The sequence below is a fragment of the Muricoccus nepalensis genome (assembly GCF_006438825.1).
Classification (GTDB): domain Bacteria; phylum Pseudomonadota; class Alphaproteobacteria; order Acetobacterales; family Acetobacteraceae; genus Roseomonas; species Roseomonas nepalensis.
Genome location: NZ_RCZP01000005.1, coordinates 1 through 14,803, shown reverse-complemented (window position 1 = coordinate 14,803; position 14,803 = coordinate 1). Strand labels below are relative to the sequence as shown.

Genomic DNA, 14,803 nt, shown 5'->3' with positions numbered 1-14,803 from the left:
CGGGCGCCGCGGCGGGACGCCGCCCCGCGGCGCCCGCCCGGCCTCAGGCCGCGTCCCGCGCCGCCTCGTAGGGGGAGGGGTCGTCCAGCCCCGCCGGCGCCACCACCGAGGCGTCCCGGAGGATCAGCGACGCGTCGTTCTCCGAGACCTTGTTCGCCCGCTTGCTCACGGGCCAGCAGGCCAGCCACTCCGGCGGGCAGGGCCGCAGCAGCCCGAGCAGCGCCTCCTCCGAGGCCTCCTCCCCCAGCCAGGCCCCCCAGTCCCCGCGGCCGAGGATCACGGGCATGCGGTGGTGCAGCGGCGCCTGCTTGGGATTCGCCTCCGTCGTGATGATCGAGTAGGTGCGGAGCCAGTTCCCCTCCGGGTCCTTCCACCCCTCCCAGATCCCCGCCAGGCTCATCGGCTCCCCGCTCGCCAGCGCCACCGCGTAGGGCTGCTTCGGGTCCTTCGGCCGCGTCCGCGCCTCCGCCTCCGTCGGCGTGAGCCACTCGTAGAACCCGTCCGCCGGCACGAGGCAGCGCCGCTTGCGGAACGCCTCCCGGAAGGAGGGCTTCTCCGCCACCCCGTCCGCCCGCGCGTTGATCAGCCGCGCCCCGTCCCGCGCGTCCTTCGCCCAGCGCGGCACCAGCCCCCAGCGCAGCGCGTCGAGCCGCCGCTCGCCCGTCTCGGGATGCCGCCGCAGCACCAGCCCGTCCTGCGTCGGCGCCCTGTTCCAGCTCGGCGCCGCGTTCGGCGTCGGGCTGCCGTCGGGCACGTCGTAGTAGCGCGCGAGCGCCGCCGGGTCGCGCTGGAGGAAGTATCGCCCACACATGCCGTCGTTCTACTCCATGGCACCGTTGCGGGGCCTCTCCCGAAACCGCCCGGGCGAGCCCCCCGTTTCATCGCCGTCGCAACAACGAGCAGGAGACAGCACATGGCGATCGACAAGGACCGGATCGAGGGCGCGCTGAAGCAGGCCGGCGGCGCCATCAAGGAGAACGTCGGCGCGGCCGTCGGCGACAAGAAGATGGAGGCCGAGGGCGCGGCCAAGCGGACCGAGGGCAAGGTGCAGAACACCGCCGGCGGCGCGAAGGACGCGGTCCGCGACGCCGTGAACAAGACCTGATCCACCAGGCGCCGTGAGGCGGAAGGGCGGGCTCCCGGAAGGGGGCCCGCCCTTCTCGTTGCGGGCCATGGACCCCACGCCGGAGTCGCAACGAACCTCCGCGACTCGGGCGCAATTTTTCCAGATATGGTGGCTTACACACCGCCTTAACCACCATATGATGTGTTCGCCGACTCGCCAAAAGGGGCGGGCGGTGACGAAGGCCAATCCCCGAATGGACGGATACCTCCTCCCCGCGCCCGCCGACCGGCACGCCCTCAGCGCCCACGCGACGCCCCGCACGCCCCCGGGCGCGCGTTTCGGCACTGCCCCGCTCCCGGCCCGCGCGATCGACCCCGGCATGGGCCTCGCCGTCGCCCGCCGCACCGTCTTCCGCCCCGAGGACCAGGAGGATTTCGGCCGCGTCGCCGACCGCGTGGCCGCCGGCAACACCGCCCTCCTCGGCCCCGACGCGGACCCCGCCGAGCGCGCCCGCCTGCGCAACGCCATCGCCACCGGCGCCCTCATCACCTCCGGCCGCCACCTCCAGCACGGCGACGCCGGCCAGCCCGGCCGCAACATGGAGGTCTTCACCAACTGCGCGACGGCCAACGCCTCCTTCACCCTCTTCTACCTCCTGCTGAACGGCAGCGGCGTCGGCCGCGCCTATGACGACGAGCTCGTGGCGGTGGACTGGGGCCAGGCCCCGCGCCTCCTCCTCCGCCTCGACCCCGCCCACGCCGACTGGCCGCGCACCCGCGCCGACCTGCACCGCTTCGGCACCGAGTTCGGCCTCCTCCCCTGGGGCACGTCCCTCGACGCCCTGACCGAGGCGCAGGAGGCGGAGATCCGCGCCTTCATCGCGCGCGAGTTCGCCGGCGACGAGGCCCCGCCCCCCGGCGCCCTCCGCCACGCCGTCGCCGACAGCCGCGAGGGCTGGGGCAAGGCCGTCGAGCTCCTCGAGAGCCTCGCCTTCGAGGGCGCGGCCGACCGCACCCTCCTGCTCGACTTCTCCGCGGTCCGCCCGCGCGGCGCCCCGATCGGCGGCATGCAGGGCCGCCCCGCCTCAGGCCCGCTCTCGCTCATGCGCGCCTTCGCCAACCTCCGCCGCCACGTCATCGAGCCCGCCCGCGACCGCGCGCCGGACGGCGAGGCCCTCCAGCCCTGGGAGCAGGCGCTGCTCGCCGACCACCACCTCTCCGTCGAGGTCCAGGTCGGCGGCGCCCGCCGCGCCGCCCGCATGGCCACCAAGTCCTGGCGCGACCCCGGCATCCTCCGCTTCGTCCGCGCGAAGTCCGAGGGCGGCCTCTGGACCGCCAACAACTCCGTCATGGTGGACGCCGAATTCTGGGCCGGCGTGCGCGCGGCCCGCGCCGGCAGCGCGGACCCGCTCCACCGCCACGCGCTGGCGGTCTTCGACGAGGTGACCCGCTGCGCCTACGTCAACGGCGAGCCCGGCTTCATCAACGGCGACAAGCTCGAGGACGTGCGCACCGGCCACGCCCGCACGAAGCCCGTCCACGCCGACGGCCGCGACGTCCGCTCCGCCCGCTACCGGGCGGACCACGCCGTGCCGCTGCTCGCCGAGCTGTCCCGCCGCGCGGCCACCGCGCGCTTCCCCGCCACCACCAACCCCTGCGGCGAGATCACGCTCCACGTCACCGGCGGCTACTGCGTCATCGCCGACTTCGCCCCCCTCTTCGCCTGCCCCGCGGACCTCGCCACCCTCGCGCCCGGCCTCGTGACGGACGAGGTCGCGGCCGAGTGGGACGCCCGCGTGGAGGACGCCGTCCGCCTCGGCGTGCGCTTCCTCATGCGCGCCAACACCATGGACGCCCTCTACGGCGAGGAGGTGCGCCGCACGAACCGCATGGGCATCGGCCCCACGGGCCTGCACGAATGGGCCCTCATGCGCTGGGGCCTCGCCTTCCCCGACCTGCTCGACGAGGCGCGCGCCGCCCCCTTCTGGGCCATGCTCGACCGCCTCTCGGCCGCGGCGAAGGAGGAGGGCCTCGCCTACGCCGCCGAGCTCGGCCTGGAAGCGCCCGTCACCATCACCACCGTCAAGCCCGCCGGCACCACGAGCAAGCTCTTCGGCCTGACCGAGGGCGCGCACCTGCCCGCGCGCCGGCAGTACCTCCGCTGGGTGCAGTTCAAGGGCACGCGGGAGGGCGCGGGCGACTGGAGCGCGGACACCGACCCGCTGCTGCCGGAATACGAGGCGCGCGGCTACCCCGTGCGCGTGCTGCGCAGCTTCCCCGGCATGTCCGTCGCCGGCTTCCCGACCCTGCCGCTCATCCAGCGCCTCGGCATCGGCGACCGCCTCGTCACCGCGCCCGAGGCCTCGCCGGAGGAGCACTACCGCTGGCTCGCCCTCCTGGAGCGCCACTGGATCGGCGAGGAGCGCGGCAACCAGGTCTCCTACACGCTCAAGGTCTACACCGACCGGCACGACCTCGACGCCTTCCGCGACATGCTGCTCGAGCACCAGCCGCGCATCCGCTGCTGCGCCATCCTCCCGGGCGGCCCCGACCACGCGCTCGGCTACGAGTACCTGCCGGAGGAGGAGGTGCCGATGGACCGCTTCGCCGCCCTCGTCGAGGGCATCCGCGACCCCGCCCTGCACGAGGCGATCGACCTCGCCCACCTGCAATGCGCCTCGGGCGTCTGCCCGATCTGACGGGCGCCCGACGACCCCGCCCGCGCCCGGCCTCCCGGCGCGGGCGGCCCCCGCCTCACCCCGCGAGCGCCAGGATCTCCTCGGCGCGCCGCACGACCGGCAGGTCCACCATGCGGCCGTCCACCTGGAAGGCGCCGCGCCCCTCCGCCCGCGCGGCCCGGTCCCCCTCCACGACACGGCGCGCCCAGGCGGTCTCCTCCGCCGTCGGCGCGAAGGCCTCGTTCAGAGGCCCGACCTGCGAGGGATGCACGACCAGCGCCCCCCGGAACCCCATCCGCCGCGCCCGCCGCGCCCGCTCCGCGAAGGCCGGGATGTCCGAGAAGTCCCCGATGCTGCCCACGAAGCCCAGCGGCAGGATCCCCGCCGCCCGCGCGGCGAGCAGCACGGCGTAGTTCGGCGCGAAGAGCACGTCCTCCTCCGGCACGCCCCCCATCGCCGCCGAATAGTCCTCGGGCCCGAGCGTCATCGCCGCCACCCGCGGGTGGGCGCCGGCGATCGCGGGCAGGCCGAACAGCGCGCCCGGCGTCTCCACCTGCAGCACGAGCCGCACGCCCCCCGCCGGCAGCCCGCGCTCCGCTTCCAGCTCCCCCACCGCCTCGGCCACCTCCCGCACGAAGCCCGGCTCCTCCACCTTCGGCAGCACGATCGCGGCGAGGCCGGGATGGACCGCCGCCTCCAGGTCGCGCCCGATCGCGCGCAGCCCGTGGTTCACCCGCACCATCGCCGCCGTGCCCGCCCGCGCGATCCCTGCGACCGAGGCCGCCAGCCGCGCCCGCGCGCCCTCCTTCTCCGCCGGCGGCACCGCGTCCTCGAGGTCGAGGATCACGCCGTCCGCCCCCCGCTCGTGCGCGCGGGCGACGAAGCGCTCGACATGCGCGGGCACGAAGAGAAGCGAGCGCCAGCGGGGAGGGGAGGGCCTGGTCATGCAGCGGGGTTCCCTGTGCCGGCCGTCCGCGCCCGGCGCGGCACGGAAGCCGCCCCTTGGGGCCGGCGGCCCTCCCCGGCACTGCATCAAGCCGCGCCGGAGCGCAACGGCCGTCCCTACGGCTCCGGCATCCGGATCGGCGAGGCGAAGGAGAGGGTGCGTGCCACCAGCTCGGCCTGCCGCGACGTGCCCGACCGCGCGAAGAGGTCCGCCAGATGCGACCGCACCGTCGTCACGGAGACGCCGAGAAGCCCGGCGATCTCGTCCGGCGCGTGCCCCCGCGTGAGGAAGGCGAGGACCTGCACCTGCGCCGGGGTGAGGCCGAAGGCGCGGGCGGCGTTGGCGACGGGGTTGCGCGTGTCCTCGCGCGGCGAGCGTAGCACCAGCAGCGTCCGCCGCAGCCCGCCGCAGCCCTCGGCGTCGAGGCCGAGCGTGAACAGCAGCCGCTCCTCCCCGTCCGTGCCGGCGAGGCTCGCCTCCACGCCGCCCGAACGCCCGCCCTCCTCGCCCACGGCGCGCCGCAGCGCCCGCTCCGCCGCCTCCGTTGCCCCCCGCAGCCGGCCGTCCTGCAGCCGCAGCACGGCGCCGCCCGCGATCTCCCCCTCCGCCCGCGGGTTCGCGTAGACCGGCCGCCGCGCGCCATCGAGGAGCAGCACCGCCGCGTCGATCCGGTCGAGCGTGGCGCGGTAGCTGTCGGCCATCAGCCGCTGCGCGCCGAGCACCTGCGAGATCTCGACGGCGCGCCGCACATGCGGCGCGACGAGCTCGAGCCCGGCGATCTCCGCGGGCGTCAGCACGTCGCGGTCGTCGCCCGTCACGAGGAGCCAGTTGCCGAAGCTGCTCCCCTCGTCCGTCACGCGGAAGCCGATGAGGTCGCGGAACCCGCGCGGGCGGAGGTACTCGCGGTAGTAGCGGGTGGCCTGCAGCGCCTCCATCCCGTAGTCGCGCGACCCCACGAAGGCCCGGTCGATCGGCTGCACCATCGCCAGCGGCAGGAAGGGGTTGATCGCGAGGGACCGCTCGTCCTCCTCGGTCCAGGGCAGGCCGTGGATCGCGGCGATCGCGGCCCTCCCGCCCGCCACGGTGCTGACGCCGAGCGCGCCCCGTTTCCCGCCGATGGCGTCGCAGAGCCGCTCCAGCACCTCCGGCCAGGCATCGGGCCGCAGCGTGCAGTCGTAGATCGCCCCGACCGTCTCGCTCAGGAACACGGGATCATCGAGCAGTCGCATCCGCTGTCCGCCCTCGCTGCCTCGGTGGCTCCCCGTCCCGCGCCGCGCGGGCGGCACGCCGCCGCGACCGCCGCGTTGCGGCCGGGAAGACGGCGCAGCCCGCCGTCGGCTGCCCTGCTGGGGAGACCGCGCGGCGCCGGATCGGCGCGCAGCGCGGCCCTCGATGATGCATGGCGGGCGCCGCGCGACCTAGCCCGATCCGGCCGCGGGTTCTGCGCCGCGAACGGGAAAGATCGAGATGCCGTCGAAGGAAACGAAAAACAGGCATCGCCCCGACCCCGTCGCCCCGCCGTCCGCCTCCCGGGTCGGGGACCCGCCCCGAAGCCTCCCGCCCGCGCGGCGCCCGGCCGGCCCGCCAGCCGACCGGCGCCGCGTTCGGCGCCACGGCACGGCGCCCCGAGCGGAACAGGCCCGGCGGAAAAACGCCGCTGACATCTTGGTGAGAAGGCCGGTCTTCGGGCCGCCTTCCGTCAGATGAAGGATGCCGCGCCCGCCGCGCCGGACCGCAATCGGCCCCATGCCGCCCGACGCCCCCCCGCCAGCCGAGGCCTCCCCGCCCCCGCGCGGCGGGAAGGGCCGCGCGCCCTCCCGCGGCCGGCGCCTCCTCGCGCTCGGCGCCCTGCTCGGCCTCGGCGCGGCGGGCCCGGTCGACCCCGACCCGCTGCCCGGGGAGCTGAGCTGGCACGAGCCGGTCTGGGTCACGCCCTTCCCGCCGGCCGCCGCGCCCCCTCCCGCGCGGACGCCCCCGCCCGTCACCGCGATGCTCGAGTATCCCGAAGGGTGGGCGCCGGGCCACGCCGCCGCCATCCTCCTCCCGGACAGCCCGGGGGCGGACCCGGCGCGGGACCGGCTGATCGCCGCCCTCATCGAGCAGGGCGCGGCGGTGCTGCTGCTGGGCGCGCCCCGCGGGGTCGCGGCGGACCCGCCCCTCGCCACGCGGGCGCCGGCCCTGGGCGAGGCGGAGCACCTGCCAGCGATCTTCGGCGCGCTCGTCGCCCTGCAGCGGGACATCGGCGCCGCCGTCGTAGTCGCGCTCGGCCATGGCGGGCGGGTGGCCGAGGCGGCGGCGCTGGCGGCCGCCTCGGAGCCCGTCGCCGCCGCCCACCTGGGCCAGGCCGGGCCGCGCCTCGCGGCGGCCGCGGGGCTGGGCGGCCCCGGCCGGAAGGCGAGCTTCGCGGGCGGCGCCCCCCAGCCTGCCCGGGAGGACTGGAACCCCCGCGCGCTCCCCCTCTGCGACCTGCTGGGCGAGGCCGCGGCCGACCTCCAGCCGCAGGACCGCGCCGGCGAGGCCTTCGGCGACGCCGTGCGCGACTGCCGCGCGGCGCTCCTGCACCCGCCCGCCGGGCCGCCCTCGCCCCCCGCCCGCTAGCCCGGCGGCGTCCCCCCCCCCGCTGGCGCGCGCCCGCGACTTCGGGCTCTCTCTCGCCACCGGCCGGACCCGGCCGCGCGCCACGGGCCGTCGAGAGGAGCCGCACCATGCCGGGAAGGCCGAGAGCCAGGTTCCCCGAGGACAGCCTGCTGGCCGCCATGCTCGGCGAGGACGCGCCGGTCGAGGCCCGCCGCGCCGCGCGGCGCCTGCGCGCGGAGGGCGCGCCCGTCGTCGCCGTCGACGACGGCCTCGCGAGCCTCGCGCGCGGCCTCGCCCTCTCCGAGGTGTCCCGCTCGCCCGCCGTGCTCGACGTCCTGCCGCCGCTCTTCTGGATCGAGGCCCGGCCCGCCGAGGACGCCGGGATCGCCGGCTGGGTCGTGGAGCGGAAGGGAAGCGGCCTCGCCCTCCGCGGCTTCACCCTCGCCGGCCGCGACGGCGCCCTGCCCGAGCCCGAGGGCACCGCGACGCTCCCCTACGGCCCCGGCCACCCGGAGGAGGACGGGCCGACCCGCGCCGCGCGGGGCCTCGTCGCCGCCGTCGGCCTGCCCGAGATGCTCGCGGGAATGGGCGAGAGCTCCCCCATCCTGCTGGTGCCCGCCGACCCGGCCGCGGACGACGCCGCCCTGCTGCGCGGCCTCCGCCTCTCCGTCGCGATGGCGCCCGACGCGGCCCCGACCTGATCCCCGTCGGACGGCCGGGGAGGGCCCGCCTCAGCCCCGGGGCATGACCGTCTGCAGCACCTGCGCCGCCGCCGCGCGCACCAGCGCCGGCACCGTCAGCACCGAGCCGGTGATGGCGCCCAGCACCAGCGTCCGCTGCCGCCCCAGCGCCGCCAGCGCCCGCGTCGCGACATGGGAGGGGTCCTGCGCCCCCGGCAGGTTGCGCCCGAAGCCCGAGCGCTCCGCGAAGCGGCTGCGCGTCGCGGTCGGGCAGAGCGCGAGGATGTCGACGGGCCGCCCGGAGAGCTCCGCGGAGAGCGCCTCGGTGAGCGACAGGTCGAAGGCCTTGGTGGCGGCGTAGGTGGCCAGCCGGGGCGTCGGCACGAAGCCGAGCCCGCTCGACACCACGATCAGCCCCGCGCGGCGCCCCTCCGCCTCCGCCCGCACGATCATGCCGGGCAGCAGGCGCCGGATCATGACCAGCGGCGCCAGCGCGTTGACGAGCACCGTCTCCCGGAGGTCCGCCTCCGGCGCCGAGAGGACGTCGCCGAAGGGGCCGACGCCGGCGTCGCAGACCAGCAGGTCGACGCCGAAGGCCTCGCCCGCCGCGCAGACCGCCGCCAGCCCCTCGTCAGTGGCGAGGTCCGCCGCGACCGTCTCCACCCGCCGCCCCGGGTTGCGCGCGGTCAGCGCCGCGGCCAGCCGGCCCAGCGCCTCCTCGTTGCGCCCGTTCAGCAGCAGGTCGGTGGTGGCGGGCAGGGCGTGGACGAAGGCCTCGCCGATGCCGCTGGTGGCCCCGGTGATCAGGGCGGCCGTGGAGGAGTGGTGCATCGTGGCCTCGGCGGGGAAGGGGAGCGCGGGAGCCCCCCATGTGGGGCGCCTCCCCGGTCCCGCCAGCGAAACCCCGCGCGGCCCGCGGCCGGCAGCGCCCCGCCCCGCGGATCAGCCCAGGCTGATCCCCGTGTCGCGCACGAGCTGCTGGATGAGCGCCCGCTCGCGCACCAGCCGCTCGCCGAGGCGGTCAGGCTCGGCCGCGGTCGCCTCCGCGCCGATGTCGTTGAAGCGGCTCCGCACCTCGGGATCGGAGGTCGCGGCGTCGATCGCCTCCGCCAGCCGATGCCGCACCTCGTCGGGCGTGCCGCTGCGGCAGAAGATGGCGTTCCAGCTCGTGATGTCGAAGTCGGGGACGCCGGATTCCGCGATCGTCGGCACGCCGGGGATGCCGCCGCGCTTGCCGCTCGTCACCGCGATCGGCACGGCGCGCCCGCCCTGCACGACGGGGTTGAGCGAGTTCGCCGTCAGGATCCCCGCCGGCAGCGTCCCGGCCGCGAGGTCGCGCGCCACCTCGGAGCCGCCGCGGTAGGGGATGTGCTCCAGCTTCACCCCGGCCCGGTGCGCGAGCAGCGCGCCCGCGAGGTGCCCGGGGCTGCCCACGCCCGGCGTCCCGTAGGAGGTGCCCTCGCGGTCGGCGCGCGCCTTGTCGAGGAAGCCCTTGAGGTCGCGCACGCCCGCGTTGGCCGGGACGGCGAGGATGTAGGGAACGTCCGCCACGTTCCCCACGGGCACGAAGTCGCGCTCGTAGTTGAAGGGCGTGCTGCGCTGGACGAACTGCGCGACGACGAAGGAGGCCGCGTCGAACAGCAGCGTGTGCCCATCCGCGGCCGCCGTCGCGACCGCGCCGGCCGCGAGCGTGCCGCCGGCGCCGCCGCGGTTGTCCACCACGATGTTCTGGCCGAGCACCGCCGACATCTTCGGCGTGATCAGCCGCGCGAGCGTGTCGGAGTTGCCGCCGGGCGCGAAGGCCACCACGAGGCGGATGGGCCGGTTCGGAAAGGCGCGCTGCGCCAGCACGGCCGGCGCGGGCAGGAGCGCCGCGCCGGACAGGGCGAGCAGACGGCGGCGGGAGGGGGAGAGCAACGGCAAGGCGGGCGTCCTCGGCACGGGGTTGGGGGTCGGCGGGCCCGCGGGCTCAGCCGCGGCTCAGCGGCTCCAGGCCCGTCCGGCGCAGCGCGGGCGCCGCCTCGGGCGAGGCGAGGAAGCGGATCAGCGCCTGCGCGGCCTCCGGCTGCCGCGAGCCCGCGGTGACGACAGCGCAAAAGATCGTTGGAAGCTGCACCTCCTCGGGGATCGTGCCGAGATAGGTGATGCCGGGGACGGTGACGATCTCGCTCACCTGCTGGAAGCCGAGCTCCGCCTCGCCGCGGGCGACGACGGCGGCGACGCGCTCGGACAGGATGCGGCGCGACTTCGGCATGACCTGGTCGTGGATGCCGAGGCGCCGGTACATCTCGTTCTCGATGTAGACGCCGCTGGCGCTGGCCGAATAGGCGATGGAGGAGGCGTTCAGCAGCGCCTGGCGGAAGGCGTCGAGGCTGGAGATGTCGGGCTTCGGCGCGCCCTCCTTCACGCAGAGCCCGATGAGCGAGCGCGCGATGTCCACCCGGCTGCCCGGGCGGATGAAGCCCCGCGCCTCGAGCGGCGGCAGCCCGCCATCGGCCAGCAGCAGCACGTCGGCGGGCTCGCCGCGCGCGAGGCGCTGCGGGATGGCGTCCGGCGCGGCCCCCATGGAGGAGGCGCCGACCGAGGTCAGCGTATGGCCGCTCGCGCGCTGGAAGTCGGGGACGAGGGCGAGGTAGGCGGCGTTCAGCCCGCCGGAAGAGAGGACGGTGAGCTCCGCCGCGGCCGCGCGGCGGGCGAGCAGGGGCAGGCCGGCCGCGCCCAGCAGGAACGCGCGGCGCGTGGCGCCGCCCGGGATTAACGAGCGCATGGGTTTTTTCCTCCTCGACGGACCCCGCACCTTATTCCCGTTTCCGGGTCCCCCATAGGTGCCGCCCGGGCGCGCACGGGCCGCCTGGCCCCCGGCCCGATCACCCCTTCGCGCGCGAGCCCTAAGGCGCGGGGGCCCCGCCTCCGCCCCGCATGGCCCGGACCACATCCCCGAGGACCTCGACGCCCCGGCGGATGGCGCGCGCGTCGAGGCTGGCGTAGCCGATCACCAGCCCGGCCACGCCGGGGCGGTCCGCCTCGCCCGGGGCGTAGAGAGGCCCGACGGGGTAGACGCCGAGGCCCGCCTCCCGCGCCCGGGCGACGAGCGCGTCCTCGCGGTCCCGCGGCACGCCGTGCAGCCAGGCGACCGCGTGCAGCCCGGCCTCGGCGCCGACCACCGTCGCCCCCTCGCCCAGCGTCGCCGCCAGCGCGGCGAGCAGCGCCGCCCGGCGCTCGCCGTTCCGCCGGCGGGCGCGGCGGACATGCCGCTCGTAGGCGCCGTCCTCGATCAGCCCGGCCAGCGCCTCCTGCTCCAGGCTCGGCGTGTGCCGGTCCGCGAGCCGCTTGGCCTTGGCGAAGGGGAGGGACAGCGCCGCCGGCACGACGAGGTAGCCGAGCCGGAGCGTCGGCGACAGCGTCTTCGAGACGGTGCCGAGATAGAGGACGCGGCCCGCCTCATCCAGCGCCTGCAGGGCCGGGATCGGCGCGATGTCGAAGCGGTACTCGCTGTCGTAGTCGTCCTCGACGACATGGGCGCCGGTGCGCCGCGCCCAGGCGAGGAGCTCCCGGCGCCGCCCCGCCGGCAGGACCCCGCCCAGCGGGAACTGGTGGGACGGCGTGACATAGGCCAGCCGCGCCGCCGGCAGCCCCTCCGTCAGCAGCCCCTCCCGGTCGACGGGCACGGGCACGACCTCGGCCCCCGCCGCCAGGAAGACCTGCCGCGCCAGGGCGTAGCCCGGGTTCTCCATCAGCGCCCGGTCCCCCGGGTCCAGCAGAAGCCGCGCGCAGAGGTCGAGCCCCTGCTGGGAACCGTTCACCACGACGATCTGCTCGGGCGCGCAGCGCAGCCCGCGGGCCCGCCACAGGTAGCCCTGCAGGGCAGCCCGCAGCCGGGGCGAGCCGCAGGGGTCCTCGTAGCGGAGCCGCGGCGGGCGGCGCAGGATCACGCCGGTCACCGCCTTCCGCCAGGCAAGCGAGGGGAAGTCCGCCGCCGACAGGTCCCCGTAGCGGAAGTCCGCCACCGGCGAGGGGGCAGGGGCCGACGGCAGCGCGAAGCCGGCCAGCCGCTCCCCGAAGGCCGACAGCCGGCCGGGCGCTGCCGCGGCGGCGGGCGAGGACGGCGGCGCCGGGGACCGGCCCAGGCCCCGCGCCACCTCGGCCCGGGCGCCCGGCCGCGTCGCGACGTAGCCCTCCGCGATGAGCTGCTCGTAGGCCGCCGTCACCGTGGTCCGCGAGATCCCCCATTCCGCCGCGAGCGCGCGGGTCGAGGGAAGCCGGTCGCCGGGACCGAGCAGGCCGGAGGCGATCCGCGCCTTGATGGTCTCGACGATCCGCGGCGTGACCCGGGCCGCCGCGGGCTGGTCCGATGCCATGCGGAACTGGCCCTCTCTCTTTTGCGCAAACTGGCCGTTCCTTGTGGGCCAGGTCGCGGGCACCGTCCAGTCGCACCGAGGAGCCCCGCCGATGTACGTCCCGCCCGCCTTCCGTGAGGAGGATCTCGCGGCCCTGCACGGGATGATGCGCGGCGCGGGCCTCGCGAACCTCGTCACGGCGACGGCCGAGGGCCTCGTCGCCACGCCGCTGCCCCTCCTCCTGGCGCCGGACGAGGGCCCCTTCGGCACGCTCTACGGCCACCTGGCCCGCGCGAACCCCCAGTGGAGGCAGCCGCCGCTGGGCGACGCCATGGCGATCTTCATGGGGCCGGACGCCTATGTCAGCCCGTCCTGGTACCCGTCGAAGCGGGAGCACGGGAAGGTGGTGCCGACCTGGAACTACATCGCCGTCCACGCGCACGGTCCGGTGGAGTTCTTCGACGACGCCGACCGCCTGCTCGACGCCGTGACGCGGCTGACGGACCGGCACGAGCAGCCGCGCGCCGAACCCTGGGCCGTGAGCGACGCGCCCGCCGCCTTCGTCCAGTCCCAGCTCCGGGGGATCGTGGGCCTGCGCCTGCCCATCGCGCGGCTGGAGGGCAAGCGGAAGATGAGCCAGAACCGCAGCGCCGAGGACCGGGCGGGCGTCGCCGCCGGCCTCGCCGCCAGCGACCGCGCCGCCGACCGCGCCGCGGCGGCCCTGATCCCGACCTGAGCGTCCCACCCTCCCGCCGAGGCTCCCGACCGTGCCGGACCCGACCCAGTTCGCCCTCTACGCCGCCGCCGCCCTGCTGCTCGCCGTCACGCCCGGCCCGGGCCTCTTCTACGTCGCTGCCCGCACCCTCTCCGGCGGCCGAGGGGAAGGCGTCGCCTCCAGCCTCGGCACGGGGCTCGGCGGCATGGTCCACGTGCTCGCGGGAAGCCTGGGCGTCTCCGCCCTCGTCCTCGCGAGCGCGGAGCTCTTCGCCGCCCTCAAGCTGGCCGGGGCCGCCTACCTCGTCTGGATCGGGGTCCGCACCATCCTCGCCGCCCGCCGGGACGCCTCCGCCGCCCGGGCCGGGGACGCTGCGCCGCCCCCGGTCGGCCCGCGCCGCGCCTTCCGCGAGGGCGTGCTGGTCGAGGCGCTGAACCCCAAGACCGCCGCCTTCTTCCTCGCCTTCGTCCCCCAGTTCGTGGACCCCGCCGCCGGCCCCGTGGCGCCGGCGTTCCTGGTGCTCGGGTCCGTGTCCGTCGCGCTCAACACGCTGGCGGACGTCGCGGTGGCCTGCGCGGCGGGCGGCATCCGGGACGGGGCCGCGGCGCGCCCCGCCCTCATCCGGCGCCTCCGGGAGGGCTCGGGGGCCGCGATGATCGCCCTGGGCGTCGGGCTGGCGCTCGCCAAACGCCCCGGCCACTGACCGCTCGCTGGGCCGGAACGGCGTCCGCGCGCAGCGGCGCCGGCGTCAGACCAGCCTCATCGGCCCGCCAAGGGCGAAGGGAGCGCCCGTCCGCCTCACGCTGTCGCGGATGGCCAGCAGGACGGCCCGGACGGAGCCGAAGCCCTCGACCGCGACCGGCTCGTCGCCGCGCATCGTGCTCAACTGCAGCTCGGCACCCGCGCGCCAGACCGCGAACACGACGTCGCACGCCGCGTCCGCAGGGGAGAAGAGGAGGGTCAGGTGCCCATCATAGCCCTCCTGCCGGTCGAGCTCCCAGGCGCCGGGCAACAGGGCCAACCCCGCCTCGAACTCGCCGGCCTGCTCGTCGGAGAGGCTGTGGAAGGCCCGCAGAGGGGCCGTGGTGTTCGACAGGTACTGCTCGGGGCGCATTTTGTGCTCCTGACGTCTGGCACCGGCCTTCGGAAAGCCGGCGTTAACCTTCGGGAACCTCGCGGCAAAAGGTTAACGGATCATGACCACCGGCCCACCGATCCCCGCTCTGGAAAGCGCCTCGCTCCATTTTATCAACCAGAGGTTGTATAACCCATAGCGTGGGCGGTCGGCCGTAAGTCTCACTCCAGAGGCAACCTCGGCACCCGAACAGACGCTGTCCTCCAGCAGCAACGCAATGATCAGAAGTCTTTTCAACAGTCTTATTTGTCCTTCCAACCGCCCGACCCGGCAACTCCCCGTCGCACCCATACAAAACATGACACCAAACCAAATGGCAGAACTCGCGTCATGGTTGTATGAATAGCCCACGCTCCGACGGATGAAAAATTCATGCGCGTCCTGCTCGTAGAAGATGACCTGACCACCTCGCGCGGGGTGACGCTCATGCTCAAGACCCAGGGCATGATCGTGGACGCCGCCGACACGGGGGAGGAGGCGCTCGAGCTCGCGCGCCTCTACGACTACGACATCGTGGTGCTCGACCTCATGCTGCCGGACATGGAGGGCTACGAGGTGGTCCGCCGCCTGCGCGCCGGCCGCAGCACCACCCCGGTGCTGATCCTGTCGGGCCTCTCCCGCCCGGGTGCCAAGGTGAAGGGCTTTGGCCTCGGCGCCGACGACTTCATCG

15 protein-coding genes are annotated in these 14,803 nt (G+C 75.9%); 7 read left to right on the top strand and 8 right to left on the bottom strand.

The genetic code is table 11. The features are described from left to right. Window positions 1-43: 43 nt before the first annotated feature. Window positions 44-811 carry an SOS response-associated peptidase gene (locus EAH89_RS07615; RefSeq protein ID WP_140882210.1) on the bottom strand — a complete coding sequence of 256 codons (768 nt, stop codon included), beginning with the start codon at window positions 809-811 and terminating at the stop codon, window positions 44-46. Window positions 812-913: 102 nt separating this feature from the next. Here EAH89_RS07615 and EAH89_RS07610 point away from each other — a divergent pair, with 102 nt between their 5' ends. Both EAH89_RS07610 and EAH89_RS07605 read left to right on the top strand, forming a co-directional pair. Next, on the top strand, window positions 914-1,105 hold the full coding sequence (locus tag EAH89_RS07610; protein WP_338325521.1) for a CsbD family protein: 192 nt from the start codon (window positions 914-916) through the stop codon (window positions 1,103-1,105). Window positions 1,106-1,319: 214 nt separating this feature from the next. Further along, the gene (locus EAH89_RS07605) at window positions 1,320-3,764 is read left to right on the top strand and encodes a recombinase (protein ID WP_241666908.1); all 2,445 of its coding nucleotides are present in this window, start codon (window positions 1,320-1,322) and stop codon (window positions 3,762-3,764) included. A gap of 55 nt (window positions 3,765-3,819) precedes the next feature. Here EAH89_RS07605 and EAH89_RS07600 read toward each other — a convergent pair whose 3' ends face one another. Both EAH89_RS07600 and EAH89_RS07595 read right to left on the bottom strand, forming a co-directional pair. Further along, a complete protein-coding gene (locus EAH89_RS07600; protein ID WP_140882209.1) occupies window positions 3,820-4,689 on the bottom strand; it encodes an HpcH/HpaI aldolase/citrate lyase family protein in 870 nt (289 codons plus the stop codon). A gap of 116 nt (window positions 4,690-4,805) precedes the next feature. Next, window positions 4,806-5,918: a helix-turn-helix transcriptional regulator gene (locus tag EAH89_RS07595; RefSeq protein ID WP_140882208.1), complete on the bottom strand. Its 1,113-nt coding sequence runs from the start codon at window positions 5,916-5,918 to the stop codon at window positions 4,806-4,808. A 517-nt stretch (window positions 5,919-6,435) separates the two neighbouring features. Between EAH89_RS07595 and EAH89_RS07590 the strand changes: the two genes are divergently transcribed. Next, on the top strand, window positions 6,436-7,287 hold the full coding sequence (locus EAH89_RS07590; RefSeq protein WP_140882207.1) for a hypothetical protein: 852 nt from the start codon (window positions 6,436-6,438) through the stop codon (window positions 7,285-7,287). 107 nt (window positions 7,288-7,394) lie between these two features. After that, window positions 7,395-7,967 carry a hypothetical protein gene (locus EAH89_RS07585; protein WP_140882206.1) on the top strand — a complete coding sequence of 191 codons (573 nt, stop codon included), beginning with the start codon at window positions 7,395-7,397 and terminating at the stop codon, window positions 7,965-7,967. A 30-nt stretch (window positions 7,968-7,997) separates the two neighbouring features. Here EAH89_RS07585 and EAH89_RS07580 read toward each other — a convergent pair whose 3' ends face one another. The 4 genes from EAH89_RS07580 to pdxR form a co-directional block, all read right to left on the bottom strand. Further along, window positions 7,998-8,777 carry an SDR family NAD(P)-dependent oxidoreductase gene (locus EAH89_RS07580; protein WP_140882205.1) on the bottom strand — a complete coding sequence of 260 codons (780 nt, stop codon included), beginning with the start codon at window positions 8,775-8,777 and terminating at the stop codon, window positions 7,998-8,000. Window positions 8,778-8,888: 111 nt separating this feature from the next. Next, window positions 8,889-9,869 (bottom strand): Bug family tripartite tricarboxylate transporter substrate binding protein, encoded by a 981-nt coding sequence (locus EAH89_RS07575; RefSeq protein ID WP_140882204.1) that lies wholly within the window; start codon window positions 9,867-9,869, stop codon window positions 8,889-8,891. A 46-nt stretch (window positions 9,870-9,915) separates the two neighbouring features. Further along, window positions 9,916-10,713, bottom strand: coding sequence for a substrate-binding domain-containing protein (locus EAH89_RS07570; protein WP_140882203.1), 798 nt, complete (start codon window positions 10,711-10,713; stop codon window positions 9,916-9,918). Between the two features lie 121 nt (window positions 10,714-10,834). Beyond that, window positions 10,835-12,304, bottom strand: coding sequence for a MocR-like pyridoxine biosynthesis transcription factor PdxR (gene pdxR, locus EAH89_RS07565; RefSeq protein ID WP_140882202.1), 1,470 nt, complete (start codon window positions 12,302-12,304; stop codon window positions 10,835-10,837). Between the two features lie 91 nt (window positions 12,305-12,395). On the opposite strand from pdxR, the gene EAH89_RS07560 reads away from it, so the two are divergent. After that, complete coding sequence (locus tag EAH89_RS07560; RefSeq protein WP_140882201.1) at window positions 12,396-13,019, top strand: FMN-binding negative transcriptional regulator; 624 nt, start codon at window positions 12,396-12,398, stop codon at window positions 13,017-13,019. Between the two features lie 31 nt (window positions 13,020-13,050). Further along, window positions 13,051-13,701: a LysE family translocator gene (locus EAH89_RS07555; protein ID WP_140882200.1), complete on the top strand. Its 651-nt coding sequence runs from the start codon at window positions 13,051-13,053 to the stop codon at window positions 13,699-13,701. A gap of 45 nt (window positions 13,702-13,746) precedes the next feature. On the opposite strand, the gene EAH89_RS07550 is transcribed toward EAH89_RS07555, so the two are convergent. Further along, window positions 13,747-14,112, bottom strand: coding sequence for a hypothetical protein (locus tag EAH89_RS07550; protein WP_140882199.1), 366 nt, complete (start codon window positions 14,110-14,112; stop codon window positions 13,747-13,749). A 393-nt stretch (window positions 14,113-14,505) separates the two neighbouring features. Here EAH89_RS07550 and EAH89_RS07545 point away from each other — a divergent pair. Then, on the top strand, window positions 14,506-14,803 hold a 298-nt coding region (locus EAH89_RS07545), incomplete at its 3' end, for a response regulator (protein WP_140882198.1).